Raw genomic sequence first — 23,349 nt, forward strand, 5'->3', positions numbered from 1 at the left:
GCGACCCGGCGCGGTTCGTCTTGGGCGATCTGATCTGCGGCAGCCTGCTCCTGTTGTCTCTCCTTGCGCTGGTCGCGGTGCACTTCGCCGGGCGGGACAGCGTGCCGAGGCGCAGCTCACCTCCGCGCAGGAGAAGCTCGGTTGCCTGCGCCGGCCCCAACGAGGTTCTCAGGTACGGCGTCGCCGGCCATCTCCTCGGCTGGGTCCCCCTGACCAGACCTCTGGTGGCTCTTGGGGCACGGCGACGGTTCGGCGTCAGAGGTCTGACTGCCGGGTCTCGTGGGTCAAGGGCCGGCGTCCGGGCGTGTGTTGGCTCGGTGTCAGTCGTCGAGTGCCTGGTAGACGGTGGTCCAGAAGTCGTGGATGAGCCGCGCCGCATTGGGGACCGACATGCCGACCTGGGTGAGCAGGATTCCGGTGAGTTGGTTGTCCGGGTCGGCGTAGGTCGAGGTACCGCTTCCACCGTCCCAGCCGAACTGGCCGACGGGTGCGTAGTCGCCGCGGTAGGTGCGTACCGCCATGCCGTAGCCCCAACCGCCGTGCTGGCCTTGACCGAAGGAGATGTGGACGTTGTTGCGGGCCAGGTCGTTGCGGGCGGCGTTCTGTTCGGGGGTGAGGCAGTTGGTGGTCATCAGTTCCACGGCGGACCGGGACAGGATGCGTTCGCCCTCGTGCATCCCGCCGTTGAGCAGCATCCGGAAGTAGGCGTGGTAGTCGTCGACGGTGGAGACCAGTCCACCGCCGCCGCCCTGGAACGCCGGAGGCTGGTTCCAGCGTCCCCCGTTGGCCTCGTCCCACACGGTGAACTGCCCGGTCTGCGGGTCGGGGGCGTAGAGGGTCGGCAGTCGATCGATCTTGTCGGTGGGGACGTGGAAGCCGGTGTCCTTCATTCCCAGCGGGCTGAAGAGGCGTTCGCGCAAGAACGTCTCGAACGGCTGGCCCGTGACCCTGGCGACGAGCACGCCGAGCAGATCGTTGCTGATGTGGTATTGCCAGCGCTCGCCGGGCTGGTACATCAGCGGAAGCGTTCCCAGGCGGCGCATCCACTCGTCCGGCTCGGGCATCGGCACCGGCAGATCGGGCGTGAGTCCCTGCTCGAAGACCGCGTTCATGATCGGAGTGCCCAGCGACGTCATATCCATGCCGAGCCCGAACGTGGAGGTCAGCACGTCCCGTACGGTGATCGGCCGCCGCGCCGGGACGGTGTCGTCCAGCGGGCCGTCGACCCGCTTGAGCACTTGGCGATCGGCGAGTTCGGGCAGCCACGGCTCGACCAGGTCGTCCAGCCGCAGTCGGCACTCGTCCAGCAGGACCATCGCCGCCGCCATCGTGACCGGCTTGGACGTCGAGGCCATGCGGAAGATCGTGTCGCGGCGCATGGGTGCCCCGCCGTCGTGGCGCATCGTGCCGATCGCTTCGACGTGCGCGTGACCACCCCGGCTGACCAGGGCGACGAGTCCGGGAATCCTTCCGGACTCCACGTGCCGCGCCAACACGTCGCGCACCCTGCGCAGCCCGGTTTCGGAGAAGCCGCCGTGCTGACCGGGAGTGATGTCGAGGGACATGGTGTGGCTCCTTGTGAGATGCGTGTGACTGGTGACTGGTGGTTGGTGGTTGGGTGGGTGGTTGGGTGGGTGGGTGGTCAGAGGCTGCGGGCGGTGATGTCGCCGTGGGAGGTGGTGGCGCGGATGTCGAGGTCGGCGGTGCCGTCGTTCTTGAGTGCGTTGCTGATGCGGCCGTGGGCGGTGTGGGCGTCCAGGGCGGCCGAGACGCCGCTGGCGGCACCGATCGTGATGTCGCCGGACTGGGTGTGGAGCGCGACCTTGCCGCCGGTGGCCTCGGTGATGCGGATGTCGCCCCGTGCGGTGCTGATCTCCGCGGGCCCGCCCAGCCGGCCGACCTCGACATCGCCGTCGACCGCGGTGAGGCGCAGGCCGGCGGTCTCGTCCAACGTGATCTGGCGGTAGGCGCCTTCGAAGACGACGTCGCCGAGCCGGCCCAGGGTCCGCAGTTCGGCACTGGCGGTCTTGGCCTCAACTCGGGAACCGGCGGGCAGCTTGACCGTCACCTCGACCGATCCCGAAGGGCCGAAGTACTGGTCCTGCGCCGACGACACGATCCGCAGGACCCCCTCGACATACTCGACCGAGGTCTGCTCCGCCGCCTTCACGTCCCGGCCCTTCGAGGCGTTGACGGGCCGGACCTCGACCACGGTGTCGGCCCGCTCCGCGGCGATGAACTGGACGCGCCCGGCGGGGATGTTCAGGACGGCGGAGATCGGGGTGGGGGTGTCGAACTTCTGCATGGTGCGCTCCCTTTTGCGTTTACGGTCCGGCTGTTTCCGAACGATGGAAACGCTACGTTGCTTTCCGCGCCCCGGCAACGAGTTCTTTGCGTGAAATGGACATCGCTGCAGGTGGATTGATGGAAATCGTTGCAACGCCCTCTCGGCTAACGCAATGACCAAGTGGCCGATCATTGCAATGAATTGAAGGTGAACGCTATGGCGGGGGCGTCAAGGAACACCGAGCAGCGCCATGGTGCAGCGGATGCGGGCGTCTGTGCGACATAGAGCGGCGCGGCTACCGACGTCGGCCACTTCCACTGATGCGGCGGTAACGGAGGGGCCCGCCTCGCCTGGTGGGATCCAGTGGGCAGCGCGCTCTCGGCATCGGGGCTGGCGTGGCGTACAGAGCGACGCCGGTTGGGCTCCGCCACTAGGCACAGTCGACGTGTTCACGGGCTGCGGTGTCGTAGGACTCGTCGTGGTCGAGAGCGCGCAAGTAGGTAGGGAAGGGCGGTACTTTTCGGCGCTGGCAGCGAAGTTGTCGGGCTCGACGACGGCCCGTGTGACATGGCTGAGCATCCGCAACACCTCGGTGAGGACCGCTGCCTCACACCACGCTCCGCAGGCCGTTGACGGGAAGGCCCCCACCCACTCGACCGAGGCGTCGGGCAAGCTGGGAGGAAGTGCGTCGCTATCGCCCCTCGTCAGTCCAGATGGTCGGCTCCGAGTTCCCTCCGCATAGCGGCGTGTGTGGAGGAGTAATCGTCAAGACCTGTGGATCGGCAGTTACCGTAGGGAACGGTTGTTTCCGATTTCTTGCGCACAAGGTGCGCGTGATGTTTCATCACCCGTTCCCTCCCCCACCGTCGCTTTCGATCACACACGCGGCTGGCGGTCGCCGTCGGCGGACCGGTCCCACGACGGCTCCGGCGGAGTCGGCCGGCTGAAGGGGCGGGCTCTCGGGGAGGCCGCGGTCGGCGGGTGCACGGTCGGCGAACGTTTGGCGGTAGGCGGAGGGAGACACGCCGAGGGCGTGTCTGAGGTGTTCGCGCAGGGATCGGGGAGATCCGAAGCCGGTGGCCGCCGCGATGTGGTCGATGGTCAGGTTGGTGGTCTCCAGCAGAGCGCGGGCGCGGTCGACGCGTTGCAGGGTGATCCATTGTCCGGGTGTCGTGCCGGTCTCCATGCGGAACCGTCGGTTGAAGGTACGAACGCTCATGCCGGCGCGCCGGGCGAGTTCACCCAGCGCCAGGGGCCGGTGGAGCTGGGTGAGTGCCCACGCGCGCGCAGCGGCGGTGGAGGCGTCGTCATCGGCGGGGACGACAGCTTGGACGTACTGGGCCTGGCCGCCCTCACGCCAGGGCGGCACGACGCAGGCGCGGGCCACGTCGTTGGCGACGGACGCGCCGTGATCGCGGCGTACGAGGTGAAGGCAGAGGTCGATGCCTGCGGCGACTCCGGCGGAGGTGAGCACGTCACCGTCATCGACGAAGAGCACATCGCGGTCGAGCCGGACGTCGGGGAACGAGACGCGGAAGTCCTCGGCTTCTCGCCAGTGCGTGGTGGCCGGGCGGCCGTCGAGCAGACCCGCGGCGGCGAGAGCGAAGGCCGCGGCGCACAGGGCCACGACCCGCGTACCCGGGCGCAAACCGGTGAGTACGGGGAGCACCTCGGCGGGGACCCCGTCGCGCCCCCCATCACGCATGGCGAGGGTGGGAGCGACCACGACGGTGTCCGCGTCCCGCAGGATCTCGGCGCCGTGTTCGACAGCGATCGAGAAACCCGCGTCGCTGGTCACGGGCCGGGCGCCGAGCGAGCACACCCGCACCTCGTACAGCGGAGAGCCGTCCGGGGCGTTGGCCGCGCCCAGGACACGGGTCGGGATGACGAGTTCAAACGCGCGTACGCCGTCAAGTGCGAGAACGGCCACCTTGTGCATGGCCAGATCCTGCCACAAGGTGGCATCCGCGCCACTGTCGAGGTGAGACGGGCCGGCGGAGCATGGAGATCACGGGCAGAACAGAACGTGTCCGTTGTTCCTCCTCGGAAAGGCCACATGGCATGCACTCCGGCAACGCCCAGCACCTTGTCGGTTCCTGGCGGCTCGTCTCCTACCGGCTCACCGGCTCCGACGCCGCGTACCCGTTGGGCAGGGACGCGCACGGACTGATCATCTAGACCGACGACGGCTGCATGTCCGTTCGGATCAGCGCCCCGGGCCGGTCTGCGTACACCGACGGCGAAGTGCACGGTGGCACCGGCGCCGAGCAGGCCGAGGCGGCACGCGGCTACCTCGCTTACGCGGGCACCTACACCGTCACCGACGACATCGTCGAGCACCACGTCGAGCACAGTCTCTTCCCGAACTGGGACGACACCGTCCTGCCCCGCACGCCACCCTGGACGAGAACCACCGGCTCCACCTGGAACTCGTCAAGCCGGTCATCATTGACGGGCAAGAGCGCGGCGGTTTCCTGACCTGGGAACGCTGAGCCACCCGGGAACCTCGGAGCTGGGGCCCGTCCGATGAATCATGTCCGAGGTGTGGCGCGCCCTCGCGCACTTGGACAACCGCCACCGCGCGCTCACAGTCGATCTGGCCCAGAAGCGACCCCACGGGCCCTCGGGAATGGATCACGGCATTCCGTGGCTGTCCTGCATGGATCACCATCGAGCTGGCGACTGCCGCCGCTCGGCTACACACAAGCAGTTTTGAAGGAGTGTCAGCACCATGTCCGTTACACCGCCCGCCGCTGAGCGTGTACGCGTCTCCGCGGAGCCCGACTGGTACGAGTCGGCCGGCATATCGCTCGGCATCCGCGTCGGGAATCTGGTCTTCACCTCGGGCCAGGCCCCGATCGACGCCCAGGGGGCGACGGTCGGCGCCGGGGACTTCGAGGCGCAGGCCCGCCAGGCGCTCGCGAACCTGTCGACGGTATTGACGAACGCGGGCTCCAGCCTCGCCGACGTGGTCAAGGCGACCGTGTTCGTCACCGACATTGCACGGCAGGACATCTTCGCCAAGCTGCGCGCGGAACATTTCCCCAACGAGCCCCACCTCGCGGAGTCGTTCGTGGAGGTCTCCTCACTCGCCGACCCCGAGTGGATGATCGAGATTGAAGCCATCGGGCTCGTCCGGTAGGTCTGTTGTCGGACGCGTGCCTCACGCGACTTCTTTCGGTTCCGCGAGGAGTCGTCGAACCTCAACCTTGTACGGGTCCGTACTAGGTTGAGGGGCCTCCCCCGGCCGGCAACCCGTCAACAACCCGGCGTGACCTGCGCGAGCGTCAACTACCCGCCCTTGGTCATGGCCCCGATGTTCGGGCACCGGCTCCGCGCTCGTGTCCGAACATCCCTGCCCATAGGGAAACCCACGTACCGCTCAGTCACGCCCGGCTTCCGTCGTGCAAGCCACCGTCGCGCGTTGCGGGGCACCCTTCCCCTCCGGTACCCCATGCGCCAGGACCAACTTGAGCAGGAGCACGACAGGGAGCCAGTTCAGACCGGCCGGGCCGGGCAGGAGCGGAGAGACCATCGCACCGGCCACGACGGTGGCCAGGGCGATCGGCCGCTGTAGCCGTTCGGGCGCGGCCTCGACGGCGACGGCTCCGGCGAGGGCCCAGCCGTACCAGATCATCCCCCACCACCAACTGCCGCCCGGGAAGAGGAAGCCGACGAGGATCGGCTGGATGCGGAGCCCGGTGAATCCCACCGGATGATGGACGAAGCGGATGCGCTTCGGGGTGCGCGCGGGCAGCGGCGAGTGGTAGAAGCTCTTCGCGGTGCCGAGCCCGTCGGCCACCACTCCTCCGACCAGGTCCCACACCAGCGAAACGGCGAGCAGCCACTGCCACCAGGCCCAGCCCGCATGGCGGTTGGCCACGGCAAGGGCCAGCGTGCCGAGCGCTGCCGTCCCGTGGGCCAGGAGCTTCTCCGCAGGTGTGGCACCGGCGCCGAACAGCCAGTCACGCCGATGGACTTCCATCATTCCTCCGTGGTCCGGCTCTTCGGGCATCACACGCATGCGGAGTCGCCGGACGGCGTCCGCTCCCCGACCGGGGCCTCGTACTTGCGCGCGCCCGGGAGGACATGGCGGACGCTGAGGACGGTGACCAGGGCGATGGCACCGCCGACCACGGGCACCGCCCCCTCCCCGGCCACCGAGAGCGCGAGGCCGACCAGACCGAGTACCGGGCTTGCCCGGCGGGCGGCGGGCGCCTGGGGTTGGCAGGGTGGGGGTATGACCAAGCCTGTGTTCCGGATCGTGGTGCATCCGCCGGCTCCGATGGGTGGTCGCCGTGTGTATGTCGACGCCGAGCGACTCGGCGTCGCCTACGACGTGGCCGGCCAGGTACCTGCGATGTCAGTGGCAGCTGCCAGGATGATGCTCATGACGATCAAGGACATAGCCCGGCATGACGTGAGCGAGCAGCGGATCGAACGGGCACTGGAGGACATCTGGGGGCGGTCCTTCAGCCGATGGCACACGATGCAATACGACTGCTACTCCGATGAGGAGCTGCAGGCGATGCGCGACGATCTCCTCGACCACATAGCCGCCTGCACGGTCGCGGACCCCGAGCCCGGCACCGCCCCGTCACGCATCGTCCTGCGCACTGCGGCCGAGTGCGCCCTTGGGCTCCTGGACCTGGGCTGCTACCCCAACGGCGACCAGGAGATCTCCTTCACCCTCATCGACGAGAAGCTCAGCAGCGAAGACACGGACTTCGAAGCCGTTGTGGAGCAGGCGGCCACCGCGAGGACCTGGCTGTCCGCGTTCGCCCTGTCCGTGATCAGCGGCATGGTCTGGGAACGGGACTTGGTCATCGGGCTGCTGCTGCGTAGCGACATTGCGCCTGACATTCGCAACGGCGTGCCGCACTCGAAGCTGGAATCGAAGTCGGACCCGGGTGAGCTGGCGGAAATGGACGCCTTGTGCGGCTACCTCGCCCGGGCCGAAGGGCATCTGCCCCGGCACTGGCCGTCGGTAGCGCTGTGCAAGCCGACTGCCGGCGAGCGCGCCGACGCAAAGCGGCAGCTGGACATGCTCGATACGTTGACGCCGGATCAGCGCCTCCTGCGCGTTCTCCTGGAGGACGACCAGCCGGCCTTCGAGCAGGCCCTGGAGCAACGTCTTGTCCAGCACCGGGAGAGCACACCCTCCGATGCGGCACCCCGCAGCCTCCTGCCGCACAAAACCATCGCCCTGGCTGCACTGGCAGTCCAAGTACACGGCTGGGACTTGCGCATCCAGTCTGCCTACCTGCCCCAGGCGATGCTGAGTGCCCCTGACGGCGCGCCGTCGGTCAGTGGCTGAACCGGCGCCCTCTGACCGGAGGCCGGGGGGGAGGTGCCGGACAGGCCCTGAGAGCTCCTGACGCAACGTGGGTTGCAGGGGGCGCCTCCGGCGTCACGCCACCTTCGGCGCCGCCCGCATCCCGATGTAGCAGCACTCCGTGCCGTCGGCGAGCGTCGAGAACACCACCGGCATGTAGCCCTCGCTGAACGACGGGCCTGCGCCCGTCCCCGCGAAGACGGATTCCGTCACGGCGTACAGGTCCACGTCCAGGGGCGGTGAGAAGTTCTTCATGCCGTCCACGAACTCGTAGACCAGGTGGGGGGCGCCCTGGCGCTCGGTGACGGTGATGACGACACCGGCGCGCTTGTAGGTCCCGACGTAGCGTGAGAAGTCCACTGCCGGTGCGTGCGCGGGTGGTTCGAAGGCGTCCGGCATCCGTACGCCCGCCAGGTCGTCGAGCAGTTCGCGGAAGAGGGCCGCGTAGAGTTCGCGCGCGCCGCCGCCGTTGGTGAGCAGTGCGACGGCCACGCCTGCGTGCGGGACCACGCGGAGGTAGCCGTACTGGCCGATGGCGGCGCCGTCGTGGCCGTACCCTGCGATGCCGTCCCAGTCGTAGAGGGTCCAGCCAAGACCCCAACCGTCCGCGCTGACCGTCCACTTGTCGGGTACGTCGGCCACGCGGCGCTGCATCAGCTCGACGGTCTCGGCGCGAAGCAGCCGGGTCCCGTCGGGGGCCGTGCCGCCGTCGAGGTGCATCTTGGCCAGGCGTGCCACGTCGCCTGCGGAGACCAGGACCCTGCCGTACGGGCCTGCCGAGCGCGGCATCAGGTCCCAGGCGGGGGCCGGGTCCGGGTACTGGCCCGGCTCGCCGAGGTGGCTCATCGCGACGCGGTAGGCGAGGGACTCCTCGGGCAGCGTCATGGAGCGTTGGAGGCCGAGCGGGGTGAAGAGGCGATCCTTGAGGGCCTCGTCCCAGGTCTGGCCCGTCAGGACTTCGATGATGCGGCCCAGGACGTTGTAGCCGATGCCGCTGTAGGAGACGGCGGTGCCGGGGCGGCAGTCCAGGGCGACGTCCTTGGCGGCCTCGACGTACCGGGCCAGACAGTCGTCGCCGCGCCCGGCGTCGTAGGTGAAGTCACAGGTCAACCCGCTGGTGTGGGAGAGGAGTTGGCGGGTGGTGATGGTCCGCGTGGCCTCCTCGTCGGCCGTCCCGAACTCGGGGACGATGTCCTTCACCGGCGTGTCCAGGTCCAGTTGACCCGAGTCGACGAGGCGCATGATCAGCGTCGAGGTGTAGACCTTGGCTATCGAACCGGACTGGAACACCGAGTCCGTCGTCACCTCCACCCCGGTCCCTCGGTGCAGCACACCGCTCGCCAGCTCGTGGACCTCCCCGTCGACAAGCACCGCCAGCGCGGCCCCCGGCACGTGGTGGGCGGCACGCAGCTCGTCGAACCGGGCCTGCCAGTGCGCGAGGTCGAGGCTGCGGTTGAACTTCTTCTCCGACATGGGACTCCTCCAGTGCGATGCGTACACCGTTCCCGCAGTGGCGTACACCGTTCTCTCGATGCGCACACTGTACGCATGGGGGGTCGACGTACGCAAGATGCGCACGTCGTGCGCTACCTTGACGGGGCGCCGGACGCATCGGCGCCGGACACACCAGGAGGCCCCATGCCCGCCGACGAGAAACCGATCGCCTCGGTCTGGACCCGCCCACGCCGCGGGCGCGAGCAGCTCAGCCGCGAGCAGATCGTCACGCAGGCCGTTCAACTCCTCGACGCGGACGGCCTGGAGTCCCTCAGCATGCGCAAGCTCGGCACCCGACTCGACGCGGGCGCCACCTCGCTCTACCGCCACGTGGCCAACAAGGACGAACTCATCGAGCTGGTCGTCGACGAGGTCTACGGCGAGCTCGAAATCCCTGCCGCGGACACTGCGGACGCCGCGGACTGGCGGACCCCTGCCGCCCGCAGCGCCTACAGCCTGCGGGCGATGATCCTCCGCCACCCCTGGGTCGCCTCCGTACTCGGCCAGGTCGGCCTCATCCACCTCGGCCCGAACGTGACGAAGATGTCGGAGCGCATGGCCGCCGTGTACAGGGCGGCCGGTTTCCCCTCGGACGAGACCGGACACGCCATGAAAACGGTCATCTCGTACGTCATCGGAATGGCGACCAGCGAGGCCGCGTACCTGTCACTGATCGCCCGAAGCGGCAAAAGCGAGCGAGAGTTCACCGAAAGCCTGCACTCCGGCGACGAGCAGCATCAGCAGACAGAGGACCCCGAAAAGGCCCGCGACGACACGTTCGACTACGGACTCCGACGCGTACTCGACGGCCTGCAGGCGCGGCTCGGCGAGATCCCCGGCAACACCGCCCAATGATTCAGACGGTGGGCTGAGCCACGATCTTCGAACCGGGATGCCGTTCCCCGGGTCCGGCACCGACATGGCCACCGCCCTGCTGGCGATGTTCGCGCAGCTGGAGCGGATCTACATGCTGGAGCGCGCCGCCGGCGCCCGCGCCGCCGAACAGGCCCCTGGTCTGCCGACCGGGCGCCCGGCGAAGCTGAACGCCACCGCTCCCGCCGGGGCGGCCCAGCCGATCAAGGACGGCGCGCCCCCGAGCAGGTCGCCGCTGAACTCGGTATCAGCCGCTCCACGCTGTACCGGGAGCTCCGCCGATCCGTGATCGTCCTTCTGACGGGACGAGTCCGAGACGGTAGGCGGCGGTGGCGGCCTGGACTCGGCTGGAGACGCCGAGCTTGGCGAGAATATTGGAGACATGGACGCTCGCCGTCTTGGTGGAGATGTATAGCTCCTGTGCGATCTCTCGGTTGGTGCGGCCGTCAGCGACCAGGTGGAGCACCTCGTGCTCACGGGGGGTGAGCCGGTGGTGTCGGCCTGGAGAGCGGTGTTCATGTGGAGGGGAGTTCAGCGGAAGCCGGGCCAACCTGGCCAGCTGCTCGATGTCTGTCAACAGGCCGCGAGCGCCGAGCAGATCGGCGTTGTGGCGGGCGGTCCGAAGACGGTCGGCCGCCGCTTGCCGGTCGCCAGCCTCTGCCGCTGCCTCCGCTGCTCGCAGGAGCGCCAGACCTTGTTGATAGGGCTGATGCAGCTCACCCCAGGCGGTCGCGCAGCGGTCCCAGGCCAACAGCTGGGATGATCCGCGGACTCGTGCGGTTTCGGCGGTGAAGGTCAATTGCTGCGCTTGTTGGACCGGCCCGATGACGGGAAGCTCAGCGGCGAGCTCGCGCAGGGCGGCCGGCAGCATGGGGCTCGCGTGGGCGACTCGCGCACCGAGGACGAGCAGCGGCCACAGATAGCGGGGCGTTGATATGGCCTCGTTCCTGGCCAGTGTTTGCTCCACATTCGCGACGGCTTGTGCTTCGTTGCCCTTGGCGAGTGCCAGGTCCGATGCGAAGCAGATCAGCGGGAGGAGGTCTTGGGCGTCGGAGGTTCCCCAGCTGAAGACGCCGTGGGCGAAGTCGGCAGCGGATTCGGCCAGCGGGAGATCGCCTCGGGCCAAGGCAATCGAGCCGCGCAGGACCAGGAGATAGGCGCGGAAGCCAGAGGCGGGGGCGAGTTCGAGTGAATGGTCGAGAATCTCGGTCGCTTCGTCCCAGTGTCCTGTCGCGATCAGGGCCTCGGCCACGTTGGCGGCGTGCGTGGGCCCGAAGGTGCGCAGCAGTCCGGCACGACTCGCCGCGGCGAGGCCGCGCCGCGCCGATTCTGCGGCCTGCTCGTAGCGACCGGCGCCTTGGAGTACGTCGGCCTCGCAGCGGAACGTGTGCATCAACGCGGCAGGATCATGGATGCTTTGTGCTTTTGCCCGTGCCTGGGCCAGGTGCGGCAGCTGTCGGTCCAGGTCTCCGGTACGGGCCCGCGCGTAGGCCAGGTTGGTCGAGGCGACCGCCGCTGCCCGGATGTCGCCGGCAGCGTGCGCCGCCCGGATCGCCTCTGTGGCGACGGCTATTCCTTCTTCGTCACACGGGATGGTGAGCAGGCGATGAGTCAAGGTGTTCAGGACGTTGGGCCGGTCCAGGTGTTGTGGCGGCATGATCCGCGCCGCTCTCCGCAGGTCATCGACGGCACCGGACTGCCCCAGGGCCTGACACAGCTCTCCTCGGTGGCGGAGCAGCTGCGCGGCGCGCCCCGGATCGTCGACAGGATCGACGTCGGCGAGTGCAGTGGCGATCAGCGTCGGAAACCCGCAGGTCGAGATCCTGGATGACATCGAGGGCGGTCAGCCGGCAGTTCTCGCCCGCTATGCCGCCCCGCCCGGTCAACCCACCGCATTGCTCTACGCCCACCATGACGTGCAGCCCGCCGGTGATCTCGCGGGGTGGTCCAGCCCGCCCTTCCGGCCGACCGAACGCGACGGGCGTCTGTACGGCCGCGGCACCGCCGACGACAAGGCCGGCATCGCCACGCACCTCGCCGCACTGCGTGCCTACTCCTGCCGACCGCCCATCGGCGTGACCGTGCTCGTCGAAGGGGAGGAAGAGACCGGATCACCGAACCTCAGCACCTTCCTCGACCGCCACCAGGACAAACTCAACGCCGACGTCATCGTGCTCGCTGACGCCGACAACCTGACCACCGGCACGCCCTGCCTCACAACCGGTCTGCGCGGGATCGCCGCCTGCGTGGTGGAACTCCGCGCCCTGCAGCGCGGCGTGCACTCCGGCATCTACGGCGGAGCCGCCCCGGACGCACTGACCGCGTTGTGCCGACTCCTCGCCACGCTCCACGACGAGCAGGGCAACGTCACCGTCGAAGGCCTCGGCACCGCGACGGCACCCGCCGACAGCCTCTCCGAGACCGGATTCCGAGCCGAGGCCGGCCTCCTCGACGGCGTTCACCTCCTCGGACGCGGCAGCATCAGCGAGCGGCTCTGGGCCAGGCCAGCGGTCACCGTACTCGCGATCGACGCCACCCCCGTGGACACCGCGTCCCATACGCTCGCCCCACGGCCAGAGCGAAGGTCGGGCTGCGGGTCGCACCAGGCGACGATGCAGTCATGGCAAGACGGGCCCTCGCCCGCCATCTGCGGCACCACACGCCCTGGGGACTGCACGTCACCGTCACCGAGGGCGAGTTGGGACAACCATTCCTCGTCGACGCGCAAGGCCCGGCATTCGACGCCGCCCGCAGGGCCTACCGCCAGACCTATGACAAAGATGTCCTCGACATCGGCTCCGGCGCCTCCATCCCCTTCATCGCCGCGTTCGCCCACGCCTACCCCGACGCAGCAATCCTGATCGCCTCCGCCGGAGCCGACGGCGACTCCCGCGCACACAGCGAGAACGAAAGCCTGCACCTGGCCGACTTCGAACGCGCCTGCCTCGCCGAGACCTTGCTCCTCACCGAACTCGGGCAATGACCGCGGCTCGGCGAACTACCCGACAGTGCACGGCAGTTCGCCGAGTCGATCTCGTGGGAGATGCCACCCATGGGCCCGGACCGCGGCCCATGGCCTCCGGCCTCCCGGTCATGCGGCCTACGGTGATCGCCGTCAGCAGGAGTCGAGGGGCAGGTGGATCGCTGCAGGCAGCTCGCTCTCGAGGGTGAACAGCGCAGCGGGCCGATCCTGTTCGGGTCGAATCCCGATGCTGCGGAGGTGATCGCCGATCTGACTGCCGGTGACCGAACAGAGCGCCCGGGAACAGCCATGGGACGCCGTCCGCGGTGCCGGCCTCGGCCCTACCGCGACTCCTCGCGACAAGCTCGCGGACCAGGCCGAGCATGGACGCCCCGTCAAACGGTGACAGTGATGCGAGACATGAGCCCTCACCAAGGAGCAAAAAGCCCCTCCGGCATGGGCATTTGACTTGATCACCAGAATCGGGTCCCATTCTCACTGGACGTACATCCTGTACATTTTTTACAGAGGAAGGGAGCGGTCATGCTGCGGCCGACGGCTCGCTATGTCCTGCCCGAATTCACCGAGCGCACCAGCTACGGGACCCGGACACTGGACCCGTACTCCAAGCTGCTCAGCGAGCGGATCGTCTTCTTGGGGACCCCCATCGACGACGCCTCCGCCAACGACGTGATGGCCCAGTTCGTCCACCTCGAGCACGCCGCGCCGGACCAGGACATCTCGCTCTACATCAACTCCCCCGGCGGCTCGTTCACCGCGATGTGCGCGATCTACGACACGATGCGCTACATCTCGTGCGACGTGGAGACCGTCTGCCTGGGCCAGGCGGCCACGACGGCGGCGGTGCTGCTGGCCGCCGGCACCCCGGGGAAGCGACTGGCGCTGCCGCACGCGCGCATGGTGATCCATCAGCCGTCGCTCGACGAACCGGTCCAGGGCCAGACCGACGACCTCCGGATCCGGGCCGAGGAACTGCTGCGCACCCACGACAAGCTGGAGCGGATGCTGGCCGAGCACACCGGACAGCCCCGGGAGCGGATCGCCGCGGACCTGGAGCGGGAAACCTTCTTCGACGCGCCGACCGCCCAGGAGTACGGCCTGGTCGACGGGTTGACCCGCGGTCGTAAGCGGTCCGCGCCGCAGCCGGCCGGGCGGTGACCGCGATGTGGCCACCCCAACTGCCGCCGCTGCCCGCCCTGACCCGGGCCGAGGGGCAGGTGATCGACCGCTATCTGGAGATCCTGGATCTGCTGGGCCGGATCAACCCGGCCCGCGGCACCACCACCTACGGCAGCCTGCGCGCGGCCCAGGCCCTGGTCGCCAAGTCCGCCGAGCTGCGGGACGCGCTGACCCTGATGCACGACCGGGGGGAGAGCGAACTGCACACCGAGGCCCTGGGCCGGGCGCTGCGGGTGCTGGACGGGGAGCGCCGGGCGCGGCGGGTGACGGTGCCGCCGCGGGACGGCGCCTGACGCACCACCGGGTCCGCGGAGGCCGTACGGGCCTTGGAGCGGGGTGCGTCACAGGGGTACGCACCCCGCCTGTCCGGGACACGTACGGCTCGAAAGTGCGCAGACGGCGTAGCGTGCACGGCTGTTGTAAGGGGGCGAGGAATTGCGCACGTCGCCGGAATTTCCCGCATCCCTTGGGTTTCGACGCTGGTGACGGCCCCGGCTCCGCGGCCGTCACCGGCCCGCGATATGCAAATCCACCCATTCAGCCTAAAAGTGACCAATATCACATAGGGCAATTTCGGCTCGGAAATCGGGTGGGTGGTGCGTGACGATCCCTTCGACGACAAGCCCCCGCCACAGCGACGGGGCGGTCCGGACGGGCAGCTGATCCCGCCGTCGTCCGGATCACCGGCTGACGAAGGGTTGCGCATGACCATGCGCGTGCAGATGCCGCATCTGCTGGCGCGTGCCGGCACCGTCTCCGCTCTGACCCTGATCACCCTGGGCGGCCCCGCACCGGCCCCCGGCATGGCCGCGGAGCCGTCATTAGCCTCCGTTTCCGCCAAGGCCCTGCAGATCGCCGCCTCCAAGGAGGGCTCCCCCTACAAGTGGGGGGCACAGGGGCCGGACAGCTTCGACTGCTCGGGCCTGACGCGCTACTCCTACCGGCGGGCCGGACGGACCCTGCCGCGCACCGCGGCCGCTCAGTACCGGCACACCGAGCATGTGTCGCGCTCCTCCCGGAAGGGCGGCGACCTGGTCTTCTTCCACTCCGGCAGCGGGGTCTACCACGTCGGAATCTACGCGGGCGACGACCGGATCTGGCACGCGCCCAAGGCCGGCGCGGTGGTGCGGTTGGAACGGATCTGGAGCCGCTCGGTCTGGTACGGGCGGGTGCCCTGACCTGCCGCCGCGCCGACGCCCCGTCACTTGACACGGGGCCGGGCGACTTGGCGGCGGCCGGCGCACCGGGCCCGACCGTACGGCGGCGTCTCCGGGCCACCGCGCGGGGACGCGGAAAGGTCAGGAGTGGTCGTCAGGTGGCGTCGACCCGGCAGGGTGCCGCGGTGGGCCACGGCACCGTCACCCAGACCGTCTTGCCGCCGGTCGCCACGGGCTCGACCCAGAGCCGGCCGCCGCGCTCGGCGGCCAGGGAGCGGATGATGACCAGGCCGCGGCCGTTGTCCTGCTGCACCGCGGCGGGCAGCCGGCGCGGCGGGCGGGGATGGGCGTCGGTGACGCCCAGGCACAGCCGCTCCTCGCGATCGAGGCGGAGGGCGACGGTGAAGGCCGGGGACTGGCCGCGGGTGTGCTGGACGGCGTTGGTGGCGAGTTCGGAGACGATCAGCAGCAGATCGTCTGCGGCCGCCGATCCGGGCGGCAGGCCCCACCGGGCGAGGACGTCCCGCACATGTCCGCGCGCGGCGGCCACCGAGGCGGGGAGGCTCGGCAGAGTGCGGGTGGATTCCTGGTGGTCTGCCATGACGACGCCGTCCCTTTCCCACCGAGGCGCGGCTCCCGCCGGCGTGCTGCCGGGTTGCCGACCGGGGCCTACGACCTCGGTTGTGTGCTCTGCGCCAGACTGCCACCCATGCTGCCCGTGTGGCGGGCGATCGCCCAAGACATACAGAGTTCTATCGCCGTTCTCTCGCCCGATGCGGTGAACGGTGCTGCGGCGGAGGGCGCTTGGGGTGTATGAGGTCTCCGGGGCGGCGCCGCGACCCGTCGTGCGCGGCGCCGCCGTCGCCGGGCGACGTCGTCAGACGACCGGCGCGGTCGCCACGATGGTGCGCGCCGCGGTGGCGATCTGGGCGTCCGTCAGGTCCGCGCGGGCGGTCAGGCGCAGCCGGGAGATCCCGTCGGGCACGGACGGCGGGCGGAAGCAGCCGACCGCGAGCCCGGCCGCCCGGCAGTCCGCGGCCCAGCGGACCGCAGCCTCCGGCGAGGGGGCGCGGACGGAGATCACCGCGGCGTCCGGGCGGACCGCCGTCAGACCCGCCGCGGTGAGCCGGGCGTGCAGGTCCCGCGCCACCTCCCGGACCCGCGCGGGGCGGTGCGGCTCCCGGCGCAGCAGCCGGAGGGCGGCGAGCGCGCCGCCGGCCGCGGCCGGTGCCAGCCCGGTGTCGAAGATGAACGAGCGGGCGGTGTTGACCAGGTGCTCGACGACCCGGGCCGGGCCGAGCACGGCACCGCCCTGGGAGCCGAGGGACTTGGAGAGCGTCACGGTCGCCACCACGTCGGCGTCCCCGGCCAGGCCGGCGGCCCGCAGCGCGCCGCGGCCCCCGTCGCCCAACACGCCGAGCCCGTGCGCGTCGTCGACCAGCAGCGCGGCGTCCCGGGTCCGGCAGGCGTCGGCGAGCGCGGGCAGCGGCGCGGCGTCGCCGTCGACCGAGAAGACCGAGTCGGTGACGGCCAGCGCCCGGCCGCGGTGACCGGCCAGCGCGGTGCGGACGGCCGCCGGGTCGGTGTGCGGGACCACCTCGGTGCGGGCCCGGGAGAGCCGGCAGCCGTCGATGAGGGAGGCGTGGTTGCCGGCGTCCGAGACGACCAGGGTGCCGGCGGCGGTGAGCGCGGTGACCGCGGCGAGGTTGGCGGTGTACCCGGAGGAGAGCACCAGCGCCGCCTCGAAGCCGCAGAACTCGGCCAGTTCGCGCTCCAGTTGGGCGTGCAGTTCGGTGCTGCCGGTGACCAGGCGCGAGCCGGTCGCGCCGGCGCCCCACCGGCCGGCGGCCTCGGCCGCGCCGCGCGTCACCTCCGGGTGCCGGGCCAGTCCGAGGTAGTCGTTGCCGGCCAGGTCCAGCAGCGGGGAGTCGGCCGGCCGGGGCCGCAGGGTGCGGACCAGGCCGGCGCGGCGGCGGGCGGCGCCGGCGGCGTCGATCCAGTCGAACGCCACGCCGGAGGCCGGCCGGGGGACCGCGGGGGGCGGCGCGTCCGGGGTGTCGCGCGGCAGCGGCGGGGCAGGGTCCTGGAGCATCGGCGTCCTTTGTCTGTCGGCCCGGCGGACGAACCCGGTCCCGGGCCCGGCGCGCGGGCATGGGGAACGGATCCCGGCAACGGGCTTGCGGAGCCTCGATTGTGGGCTGCCGATAGACGTTAGCGGTCGTTCCGCACACAGACGGTGTGGTGATACACACACCCCGATCGACGGGCATTGTGGGAATCCTCCTTGGCCGGGGGCCGGGGCGTACGCCAGGATCATCGCCATGGACCTGCTGAACACACTGGTGGACAAGGGACTGCGGCGCGAGGTGCCGACCCGTGACGAGGCGCTCGCCGTACTGGCGACGTCCGACGACGAACTGCTCGACGTGGTGGCCGCGGCGGGCAAGGTGCGCCGCACGTGGTTCGGGCGGCGGGTCAAGCTCAACTACCTGGTCAACCTCAAGTCGGGCCTGTGCCCGGAGGACTGCTCGTACTGCTCCCAGCGGCTGGGCTCGAAGGCCGAGATCCTCAAGTACACCTGGCTCAAGCCCGACGACGCCTCCAAGGCGGCCGCGGCCGGGGTGGCCGGCGGCGCCAAGCGGGTCTGCCTGGTCGCCAGTGGCCGGGGGCCCACGGACAAGGACGTGGACCGGGTCTCGGAGACCATCGCCACCATCAAGGAGCAGAACGAGGGCGTCGAGGTCTGCGCCTGCCTGGGGCTCCTCAACGACGGCCAGGCCGAACGGCTGCGCGCGGCGGGCGCGGACGCCTACAACCACAACCTCAACACCTCGGAAGCCACCTACGGCGACATCTGCACCACGCACGACTTCTCCGACCGGGTCGAGACCGTCCAGCAGGCCCAGGCGGCGGGGATGTCCGCCTGCTCCGGGCTGATCGCCGGCATGGGCGAGAGCGACGCCGACCTGGTCGACGTCGTCTTCGCGCTGCGCGAGCTGGACCCCGACTCGGTGCCGGTCAACTTCCTGATCCCGTTCGAGGGCACCCCGCTGGCCAAGGAGTGGAACCTCACCCCGCAGCGCTGCCTGCGCATCCTGGCGATGGTGCGGTTCGTCTGCCCGGACGTGGAGGTCCGGCTGGCGGGCGGTCGCGAGGTGCATCTGCGCAGCATGCAGCCGCTCGCCCTGCACCTGGTCAACTCCATCTTCCTGGGCGACTACCTGACCAGCGAGGGCCAGGCGGGCAAGGACGACCTGGCGATGATCGCGGACGCCGGGTTCGAGGTGGAGGGCACGGACACCACCACGCTGCCGGCCCACCGCAGGGACACCGCGGACGCCACGGAGACGGCGGACGCGGCGGCCCCGGCGGACGCGGACGCGGAGTCGGCCACCGTGCCGGCCCCCTCCGAGGAGACCCGCCGCGATCTGGTCGCGGTGCGCCGCCGCGGCGCCGGCACCGACCTGCCCCCCAATGCCTGAGCCGCTCGCCCCCGACACCCTGCTGGCGCTCGACCGGCAGCACGTCTGGCACCCGTACGGGCCGATGCCCGGCCGGAGCGAGCCGCTGCTGGTCGAGTCGGCCGCCGGCGTCCGGCTCCGGCTCGGCCGCCCGGCCGAGGGGCGGACCGAGCTGGTGGACGGGATGTCGTCCTGGTGGTCGGCGGTGCACGGCTACAACCACCCGGTGCTCAACGACGCGGCCCGCGGCCAGTTGGCGCGGATGAGCCATGTGATGTTCGGCGGGCTCACCCACGAACCCGCGGTCCGGCTCGCCAAGCGGCTGGTGGACATCACCCCCGAACCGCTGCGGCACGTCTTCCTCGCCGACTCCGGTTCGGTGTCGGTGGAGGTGGCCGTCAAGATGTGCCTCCAGTACTGGCGCTCGGTGGGCAGGCCGGCGAAGCAGCGGCTGCTGACCTGGCGCGGCGGCTACCACGGCGACACCTGGCAGCCGATGTCGGTCTGCGATCCGGACGGCGGGATGCACGACCTGTGGCAGGGCGTGCTGCCCCGGCAGGTCTTCGCCGACACGCCGCCGGCCGGCTTCGACGCCCCGCCGGACGCCGGGTACGCGGCGCACCTGCGGGAGCTGATCGGCCGGCACGCCGACGAGTTGGCGGCGGTCGTCGTCGAGCCGGTGGTGCAGGGCGCGGGCGGGATGGCGTTCCACTCCCCCGGCTATCTGCGGGTGCTACGGGAAGCCTGCGACGCCCACGGCGTGCTGTTGGTGTTCGACGAGATCGCCACCGGCTTCGGCCGTACCGGCGCGCTCTTCGCGGCCGATCACGCCGGGGTCGCGCCGGACGTGATGTGCGTGGGCAAGGCCCTGACCGGCGGTTATCTGACCCTCGCGGCGACGCTGTGCACCGCGGAGGTCGCCGAGGGGATCTCCCGCGGCGAACTGCCGGTGCTGGCGCACGGCCCCACCTTCATGGGAAATCCGCTGGCCGCCGCGGTGGCCGAGGCATCCGTCGAGCTGCTGCTGTCCCAGGACTGGGCGCAGGAGGTCAAGCGGATCGAGGCCGGGCTCCGGGAGGGGCTGGCGCCCGCCCGGGAGATGCCGGGGGTGCGCGACGTACGCGTGCTGGGCGCGATCGGCGTGGTCCAGCTCGACCACCCGGTGGACATGGCCGCCGCGACCCGGGCCGCCGTCCGGGAGGGCGTGTGGCTGCGTCCGTTCCGGGACCTGATCTACACCATGCCGCCGTACATCACCGGCGACGAGGATGTGGCGCGGATCTGCGCCGCGGTACGCGCGGCGGCGCGCGAGGGCTGATCCCGCCGCGGGGCGGGGGCGGCCGGCCCGCCCCCGCCCCGCGGCGCCCTCCTCACCACCATCAGCGAAGAGTTCGGAGGCACACCACATGTCGGTGCTGTTCGTGACCGGTACGGGTACCGAGATCGGCAAGACCGTGACCACCGCCGCGGTCGCCGCGGCGACCCTCCGCCGGGGCCGCTCGGTCGCGGTCCTCAAGGCCGCCCAGACCGGCCTCGCGGTGGACGAGCCGGGGGACGCGGCCGAGGCGGGGCGGCTGGCCGGCGCGGTCACCGTCTGCGAACTCGCCCGGTTCCCCGAGCCGTTGGCGCCCGCCACCGCGGCCCTGCGGGCCGGTCTGCCGCCGGTGCGCCCGCAGGAGATCGCCGAGGCCGCCGCGAAACTGGCCGCCTCGCACGACCTGGTCCTGGTCGAGGGCGCCGGCGGTCTGCTGGTCCGCTTCGACGACGAGGGGAACACCCTCGCCGACGCCGCGCGGATGGCCGGCGCCCCGGTCCTGGTGGTCGTCCAGGCCGGGCTCGGCACCCTCAACGCCACGGCACTGACCGCGCTGGCACTGCGCTCGCACGGCCTGGACTGCACCGGCTTGGTCGTCGGCAGCTGGCCGGCCGAGCCGGACCTCGCGGCCCGCTGCAACCTCGGCGACCTGCCCCAGGCCGCGGACGCCCCGCTCCTCGGCCTGATCCCGGAGGGCTCCGGCGCGCTGCCGCCGGACGCCTTCCAGGCCGCCGCCCCCGGCTGGCTGGCACCGGAGTTGGGGGGCTCGGGCGCCTTCGGCCCCGCCGACCTCGCCGCGCTCGCGCCGGCCGCCCTCGCGTCGTAGGCCGCTCGCCCCTGCCCATGCCGCGTCGACCGGCACCCGGAAAGGCCCCCGCTTCCCGCGCCGTGCGCGCCGGGACCGGGGGCCTTCGGATCGGACGGCCCGGGTCAGACCGTCCAGGTGCGCAGTTCGTCGGCGATGGCGCGGACGTCCGCGGTGCCGTCCTTGACCATGCGGGCCAGGTCGCGGACCTGTTCGGGGGAGGTGGCGACCTTCAGGCCGCTGGCGACCAGGAAGCCGTAGGCGACGGCGGTCGCGAACATCGCGTTGGAGCGCTCCAACGCCGGGACGTGGAGCAGCAGTTGGAGGAGGGCGGCGGCGCGGTCCTGGGGGTCGGGGTAGACAGGGACGCCGAATATCTCCGCCTCGTGGCGGCCGACCGCGGCCATCAGGGCGCCCCAGTCGGTGACCTGCGGGTCTCCGGGCGTGTGCTGTTCGGCGATCAGGAGGAGCCAGGCGAGATCGATGCGCAGTGTCACGTTGTGCCCGGCAGTCCTTCCCGGTGGTGGGCGTCCCGGTGCTCGGGGGCGGGGCGGGGGCGGTCCGGGCCCGGATCGAGGCCGAACTCCTCGGCGAAGACCCGCTCGTACTGCTTCATGAAGTCCGCGGCGGCCTCGACGAAGGTCTGGCCGACCTCGCCGGCGTCCTTGAGGACCAACTCCTCGATATAGCGGTTCACGCTGACTCCCCGCTGCAGGGCGCGCTCCCGCGCCGCTTCGGCGGTGGCCTCGTCCACCCGGACGTTCAACTGCGTTTTCGCCACACCTCCACGCTAGCGCGCAGGCGCTAGCACCGGCAAGGGTCGGCGCCGTGGGCGCGCGCCGGGCCACGGGCCATCGGGGCGACCGGTGTGCCCCGCCCGCCGTGCCACCGCCGGGCGGCCCGGACGGATGCCGCACGATGTGAACCGGCGGGCGTGCGCACCGTCCGGCCGTCCCGCCCCTCAAAGGAGCGCCGCCGTGTCCGTCCCCGCACCCGTCCCGCACCTGCGGCGCAGTCTGCGCCGGTTCGACATCATGGCGATGGGGGTCGCCGCGGTGGTCTCGTTCGACGTGATCGGGCAGATCGCGGCGGGCGGCGGGCAGGCCATCACCTGGATCGCGGTGCTCGCGGTGTCGTTCCTGCTGCCGTACGCCCTGCTGTTCGCGGAGACCGGCGCCGCCTTCCCGCAGGAGGGCGGCCCCTATGTGTGGGTGGACGTGGCGTTCGGACGGCTGCCGGCGGCGCTGACGACGATGTTCTACTGGGTCACCAACCCGGTCTGGCTGGGCGGTTCGCTGGCGTTCCTCGCCGCCCGGGCGTGGAACGGCTTCGTCTTCCCGCTGGGTTCCGGGACCACCGCCGACTACGTCTTCAAGCTGGTCTTCATCTGGGCGGCCATCCTCACCGCGGTGGTCTCGCTGCGCCGCGGCAAGTGGATCACCACGGCGGGGGCCGCGGCGAAGGTCCTGGCCCTGGCCTTCTTCACCGCCACGGCGGTGGCCTACGGCATCCGGCACGGCTTCCGCGGCCTGACGGAGGCGCACTTCACGCCGACCGCCGCCGGATTCCTGGCGCTGGTCCCGGTGCTGCTCTTCGCCTACGTCGGGTTCGAGGCACCCAACGCGGCGGGCGACGAGATGCTCGATGCACAGCACGACGTGCCGGTGGCGATCGGGGTGTCCGGCGCCATCGCCGCCGCCTGCTACCTGCTGCCGGTGGCGGCGATCCTGTCCGCCGCACCACCCGGCCAGGTCACCGGGGTCGGCGGTTTCATGGACGCCGCGGAGCTGGTCTTCGGGATCTACGGGAGCTGGCGCGGGCCGCTGTTGACGGGGGCCGCGGTGCTGTTCGCGGTGGCCCTGCTGACCCAGGGCAGCGCCTGGATGATCGTCGCCGACCGGATGCAGGCGATGGCGGCGGCCGACGGCGGCTTCTTCACCCGGGCGTTGGGCGCCTTCCATCCGCGGCTGGGCACCCCGGTCCGGATGAACCTGCTCTCCGGGGTCACCGCCACCGCCTTCATGGTCGCCGCCATGCACCTGGCGCACGGCGACGCCTCGGACGTCTTCGGTGTGGTGCTGGCCGTGGCGATCACCACGCTGCTGCTGTCGTACCTCACGGTGATCCCGGCGCTGTTGGCGCTCCGGCTGCGGCACGGCGAGGTGCCCCGGCCCTACCGGGTCCCGTTCGGCACCCCGGGCTTCACCGTCGCGGCGCTGGTGGTCTACGCCTGGATCCTGCTGGGCTCATGGGTGGCGCTGTTCCCCGGCACGCTGGAGGCCGCGGTCGGCATCCCCTACGGCTTCCGGGCGGTGTGGGGCGTCTCCCGGTCCACCTTCGAGACGTTCACCCTGGGCACCGTCGGACTGCTGCTGGCGGTCGCCGGCGCGGGGTACGTGACCCAGCGCATGCGCGCACAGCCCGGCGACGATCAGCGCCAGTCCGGCCCAGCCGGATAGC

Annotated in this window: 24 protein-coding genes and 1 pseudogene; 14 read left to right on the forward strand and 11 right to left on the reverse strand. The window is 70.9% G+C overall.

Going from position 1 to position 23,349, the window contains the following annotated elements:
- Window positions 1-320: 320 nt before the first annotated feature.
- The 3 genes from SNOUR_RS05405 to SNOUR_RS05415 all read right to left on the reverse strand — a co-directional run bounded on the left by SNOUR_RS05405 (window position 321) and on the right by SNOUR_RS05415 (window position 4,226).
- The gene (locus tag SNOUR_RS05405) at window positions 321-1,565 is read right to left on the reverse strand and encodes a serine hydrolase domain-containing protein (RefSeq protein ID WP_067344294.1); all 1,245 of its coding nucleotides are present in this window, start codon (window positions 1,563-1,565) and stop codon (window positions 321-323) included.
- A gap of 77 nt (window positions 1,566-1,642) precedes the next feature.
- On the reverse strand, window positions 1,643-2,305 hold the full coding sequence (locus SNOUR_RS05410; RefSeq protein ID WP_067344295.1) for a DUF4097 family beta strand repeat-containing protein: 663 nt from the start codon (window positions 2,303-2,305) through the stop codon (window positions 1,643-1,645).
- A gap of 826 nt (window positions 2,306-3,131) precedes the next feature.
- Complete coding sequence (locus SNOUR_RS05415; RefSeq protein ID WP_312632058.1) at window positions 3,132-4,226, reverse strand: GlxA family transcriptional regulator; 1,095 nt, start codon at window positions 4,224-4,226, stop codon at window positions 3,132-3,134.
- 254 nt (window positions 4,227-4,480) lie between these two features.
- Between SNOUR_RS05415 and SNOUR_RS05420 the strand changes: the two genes are divergently transcribed.
- Complete coding sequence (locus tag SNOUR_RS05420) at window positions 4,481-4,765, forward strand: lipocalin-like domain-containing protein (protein WP_312632059.1); 285 nt, start codon at window positions 4,481-4,483, stop codon at window positions 4,763-4,765.
- Between the two features lie 253 nt (window positions 4,766-5,018).
- Window positions 5,019-5,429: a RidA family protein gene (locus tag SNOUR_RS05425; protein ID WP_067344297.1), complete on the forward strand. Its 411-nt coding sequence runs from the start codon at window positions 5,019-5,021 to the stop codon at window positions 5,427-5,429.
- Window positions 5,430-5,669: 240 nt separating this feature from the next.
- On the opposite strand, the gene SNOUR_RS05430 is transcribed toward SNOUR_RS05425, so the two are convergent.
- Together SNOUR_RS05430 and SNOUR_RS46020 are read right to left on the reverse strand one after the other, a co-directional pair.
- A complete protein-coding gene (locus SNOUR_RS05430; RefSeq protein WP_159425803.1) occupies window positions 5,670-6,275 on the reverse strand; it encodes a hypothetical protein in 606 nt (201 codons plus the stop codon).
- Between the two features lie 26 nt (window positions 6,276-6,301).
- On the reverse strand, window positions 6,302-6,535 hold the full coding sequence (locus SNOUR_RS46020; protein WP_067344301.1) for a hypothetical protein: 234 nt from the start codon (window positions 6,533-6,535) through the stop codon (window positions 6,302-6,304).
- Between SNOUR_RS46020 and SNOUR_RS05440 the strand changes: the two genes are divergently transcribed.
- Window positions 6,528-7,604 (forward strand): immunity 49 family protein, encoded by a 1,077-nt coding sequence (locus tag SNOUR_RS05440; protein ID WP_312632060.1) that lies wholly within the window; start codon window positions 6,528-6,530, stop codon window positions 7,602-7,604. The genes SNOUR_RS46020 and SNOUR_RS05440 overlap by 8 nt on opposite strands.
- Window positions 7,605-7,697: 93 nt before the next feature.
- Here the strand turns inward: SNOUR_RS05440 and SNOUR_RS05445 are convergent, their stop codons facing one another.
- Window positions 7,698-9,095 (reverse strand): serine hydrolase domain-containing protein, encoded by a 1,398-nt coding sequence (locus SNOUR_RS05445; protein WP_067344303.1) that lies wholly within the window; start codon window positions 9,093-9,095, stop codon window positions 7,698-7,700.
- Between the two features lie 165 nt (window positions 9,096-9,260).
- Between SNOUR_RS05445 and SNOUR_RS05450 the strand changes: the two genes are divergently transcribed.
- Window positions 9,261-9,971, forward strand: coding sequence for a TetR/AcrR family transcriptional regulator (locus SNOUR_RS05450; RefSeq protein ID WP_067344304.1), 711 nt, complete (start codon window positions 9,261-9,263; stop codon window positions 9,969-9,971).
- A 37-nt stretch (window positions 9,972-10,008) separates the two neighbouring features.
- On the forward strand, window positions 10,009-10,278 hold the full coding sequence (locus tag SNOUR_RS05455) for a hypothetical protein (RefSeq protein ID WP_067344306.1): 270 nt from the start codon (window positions 10,009-10,011) through the stop codon (window positions 10,276-10,278).
- On the opposite strand, the gene SNOUR_RS05460 is transcribed toward SNOUR_RS05455, so the two are convergent.
- Entirely contained in the window at window positions 10,237-11,823 is a 1,587-nt protein-coding gene (locus SNOUR_RS05460) for a helix-turn-helix transcriptional regulator (RefSeq protein ID WP_067344308.1), read from the reverse strand. The two genes, SNOUR_RS05455 and SNOUR_RS05460, sit on opposite strands and share 42 nt — an antisense overlap.
- Between SNOUR_RS05460 and SNOUR_RS49200 the strand changes: the two are divergent.
- The 5 genes and pseudogenes from SNOUR_RS49200 to SNOUR_RS05485 form a co-directional block, all read left to right on the forward strand.
- Window positions 11,777-12,505, forward strand: a pseudogene (locus tag SNOUR_RS49200) (M20/M25/M40 family metallo-hydrolase); the annotation flags it as partial. The gene SNOUR_RS05460 and the pseudogene SNOUR_RS49200 overlap by 47 nt on opposite strands.
- Complete coding sequence (locus SNOUR_RS48070; protein ID WP_312635847.1) at window positions 12,484-12,972, forward strand: M20/M25/M40 family metallo-hydrolase; 489 nt, start codon at window positions 12,484-12,486, stop codon at window positions 12,970-12,972. The pseudogene SNOUR_RS49200 and the gene SNOUR_RS48070, both read left to right, overlap by 22 nt.
- 522 nt (window positions 12,973-13,494) lie before the next feature.
- Entirely contained in the window at window positions 13,495-14,130 is a 636-nt protein-coding gene (locus SNOUR_RS05475) for an ATP-dependent Clp protease proteolytic subunit (RefSeq protein WP_067344313.1), read from the forward strand.
- A 5-nt stretch (window positions 14,131-14,135) separates the two neighbouring features.
- A complete protein-coding gene (locus SNOUR_RS05480) occupies window positions 14,136-14,444 on the forward strand; it encodes a hypothetical protein (protein ID WP_067344314.1) in 309 nt (102 codons plus the stop codon).
- 411 nt (window positions 14,445-14,855) lie between these two features.
- Window positions 14,856-15,329, forward strand: coding sequence for a C40 family peptidase (locus tag SNOUR_RS05485; RefSeq protein WP_067344316.1), 474 nt, complete (start codon window positions 14,856-14,858; stop codon window positions 15,327-15,329).
- Between the two features lie 133 nt (window positions 15,330-15,462).
- On the opposite strand, the gene SNOUR_RS05490 is transcribed toward SNOUR_RS05485, so the two are convergent.
- Both SNOUR_RS05490 and SNOUR_RS05495 read right to left on the reverse strand, forming a co-directional pair.
- A complete protein-coding gene (locus tag SNOUR_RS05490; protein ID WP_067344318.1) occupies window positions 15,463-15,909 on the reverse strand; it encodes an ATP-binding protein in 447 nt (148 codons plus the stop codon).
- 276 nt (window positions 15,910-16,185) lie between these two features.
- Window positions 16,186-17,319, reverse strand: a complete 1,134-nt coding sequence (locus tag SNOUR_RS05495; protein WP_067357725.1) for an 8-amino-7-oxononanoate synthase — start codon at window positions 17,317-17,319, stop codon at window positions 16,186-16,188.
- A gap of 310 nt (window positions 17,320-17,629) precedes the next feature.
- Here SNOUR_RS05495 and bioB point away from each other — a divergent pair, with 310 nt between their 5' ends.
- The 3 genes from bioB to bioD all read left to right on the forward strand — a co-directional run bounded on the left by bioB (window position 17,630) and on the right by bioD (window position 20,910).
- A complete protein-coding gene (gene bioB / locus SNOUR_RS05500; RefSeq protein ID WP_067344320.1) occupies window positions 17,630-18,790 on the forward strand; it encodes a biotin synthase BioB in 1,161 nt (386 codons plus the stop codon).
- Entirely contained in the window at window positions 18,783-20,087 is a 1,305-nt protein-coding gene (locus tag SNOUR_RS05505; protein ID WP_067344321.1) for an adenosylmethionine--8-amino-7-oxononanoate transaminase, read from the forward strand. The genes bioB and SNOUR_RS05505 overlap by 8 nt, the downstream gene beginning before the upstream one ends.
- A gap of 88 nt (window positions 20,088-20,175) precedes the next feature.
- Window positions 20,176-20,910, forward strand: a complete 735-nt coding sequence (bioD, locus tag SNOUR_RS05510; RefSeq protein WP_067344323.1) for a dethiobiotin synthase — start codon at window positions 20,176-20,178, stop codon at window positions 20,908-20,910.
- Window positions 20,911-21,014: 104 nt separating this feature from the next.
- Here the strand turns inward: bioD and SNOUR_RS05515 are convergent, their stop codons facing one another.
- Both SNOUR_RS05515 and SNOUR_RS05520 read right to left on the reverse strand, forming a co-directional pair.
- Window positions 21,015-21,386 carry a fic family toxin-antitoxin system, toxin component gene (locus tag SNOUR_RS05515; protein ID WP_067344325.1) on the reverse strand — a complete coding sequence of 124 codons (372 nt, stop codon included), beginning with the start codon at window positions 21,384-21,386 and terminating at the stop codon, window positions 21,015-21,017.
- A complete protein-coding gene (locus tag SNOUR_RS05520; protein ID WP_067344327.1) occupies window positions 21,383-21,670 on the reverse strand; it encodes a toxin-antitoxin system, antitoxin component in 288 nt (95 codons plus the stop codon). Before SNOUR_RS05520 ends, SNOUR_RS05515 begins: the two co-directional genes overlap by 4 nt.
- 196 nt (window positions 21,671-21,866) lie before the next feature.
- On the opposite strand from SNOUR_RS05520, the gene SNOUR_RS47470 reads away from it, so the two are divergent.
- Window positions 21,867-23,348, forward strand: a complete 1,482-nt coding sequence (locus tag SNOUR_RS47470; RefSeq protein ID WP_067344328.1) for an APC family permease — start codon at window positions 21,867-21,869, stop codon at window positions 23,346-23,348.
- Window position 23,349: the final 1 nt, after the last annotated feature.

Source organism: Streptomyces noursei ATCC 11455, assembly GCF_001704275.1.
Classification (GTDB): Bacteria; Actinomycetota; Actinomycetes; order Streptomycetales; family Streptomycetaceae; genus Streptomyces; species Streptomyces noursei.